This window comes from Pseudomonas sp. SIMBA_041 (assembly GCF_046535095.1).
GTDB classification, from domain to species: domain Bacteria; phylum Pseudomonadota; class Gammaproteobacteria; order Pseudomonadales; family Pseudomonadaceae; genus Aquipseudomonas; species Aquipseudomonas mucoides.
In genome coordinates, this window is record NZ_JAWRXJ010000201.1 from 1 (window position 1) to 279 (window position 279).

Here is a 279-nt window from a genome sequence, read left to right on the forward strand (position 1 = left end):
GAATTAACCAGCGCAATGCCCGCCAGGCTGTTTGGCCTGTGGCCGCAAAAAGGATTATTAGCGCCCGGTTCCGACGGCGACGTGGTGATTATCGACCCACGTCAGAGCCAACAAATTCAGCATCGCCATCTCCACGACAACGCCGACTACTCGCCATGGGAGGGTTTTACCTGTCAGGGCGCGATTGTCAGAACCTTATCCCGTGGTGAAACGATTTTCTGTGACGGCACCTTTACAGGCAAAGCCGGGCGAGGTCGTTTCCTGCGACGCAAACCGTTT

The 279-nt window shown here is 55.9% G+C and carries 1 protein-coding gene; it reads left to right on the forward strand.

Going from position 1 to position 279, the window contains the following annotated elements; genetic code table 11:
* A partial coding sequence (locus SB725_RS30845; protein WP_410923172.1) for an amidohydrolase family protein occupies positions 1-279 on the forward strand: 279 nt, incomplete at both ends.